1 protein-coding gene is annotated in these 1,168 nt (G+C 58.0%); it reads right to left on the bottom strand.

Translation table 11 applies throughout. The features are described from left to right. Nucleotides 1-4 precede the first annotated feature (4 nt). A protein-coding gene (locus tag CEY11_RS24930; RefSeq protein ID WP_233155074.1) for an IS3 family transposase occupies nucleotides 5-1,168 on the bottom strand; the annotation gives its coding sequence in 2 pieces (ribosomal slippage) (nucleotides 5-918 and nucleotides 918-1,168; 1,165 coding nt annotated over the 2 pieces). This gene is flagged as partial in the annotation.

Genomic DNA, 1,168 nt, shown 5'->3' with positions numbered 1-1,168 from the left:
GTGGTCAAGTTTTAGTAGACAGTTTAAAGCGAGTTTTTTGGGCTTCTACTTGCTCATAGGCGTCGGGGGCTAAGTACCCCAATGTGGAATGTATGCGAACGGGGTTATAAAACAGATGGATATAGCGAGCGATGTCTTTGGCAGCCTCGCTTTGATTGGCATAGCGTTGTGGCCAGAGCCACTCGCGCTTCAGGCTTAAAAAGAAGCGCTCCATGACGGCATTATCCCAACAGTTTCCGGCACGGCTCATGCTGCATCGGATGCCGTATCGGTGCAAATAGTGTTGGTAAGCCCCGCCGGTGAACTGAGAGCCTCGATCCGAATGCACGATCAGGCCGCGAGGCGGGTGCCGTTGGGCCATAGCCCTATCCAATGCCTGGATGACGACGCTGCTGCTCAGCGTGGTGGCGGTTGCCCACCCGACGACCTTGCGGGAGTACAGATCCAGCACGGCGGCCAGGTAAAGCCATCCCCGCCCTGTGACGACATGGGTGATGTCGGTGACCCAGGTTTGATTGGGGTGCTGTACTGAGAACTGCCGGTCTAGCAGGTTATCCCCTACCCGGACATTCGGATGGCTGTTCGGGGTAGTGACGAACCGGCGCCTCCAACGCGGTGTGAGCTGTGCCCGCTTCATCAGCTTACGGACGCGATATCGCCCAATACTCAGCCCCTGGCTGCGTACGGCCCGTACGATACGGCGGCTGCCGTAGGTTTCATGGCTCGCGCTAAAAGCCGCTCGTACGTACACCTCTTCGCGCACATCGCGAACCGACCGTCCCGGTGCGCGCCGGCTCTTGTAATACCCTGAGCGGCTTACCCCTAATAACCGGCATGCTCGCAATACCGCAATGGCCTTCGTTTGCAGATGCTTGACTACGCCAAATCCTATCTGAGGGTTCGTGCAAAGAAGGCCGACGCTTTTTTTAGGATATCGTTATCCTCACGCAACTGGCGGTTCTCGATTTCCAGCTCGCGGATGCGTAGCTGCTCGGCCGTTAACGGCCCGCTGGGTCGAGGCAGCCCATTTGCACTTTTGTACTGTTGTACCCAACGGCGCACCGCCGTGTCGCCCACACCCATGGCGATGGCCACCTCGCGCACGGGCATGTCTTTATCCAGCACTAAGCGCACGACTTCGTGCTTGAAGGCTGCGTCGATCTTACGG

Origin of the sequence: Candidimonas nitroreducens (assembly GCF_002209565.1) — a bacterium.
GTDB classification, from domain to species: Bacteria; Pseudomonadota; Gammaproteobacteria; order Burkholderiales; family Burkholderiaceae_B; genus Candidimonas; species Candidimonas nitroreducens.
This window is presented reverse-complemented; position numbering and strand designations above follow the sequence as displayed.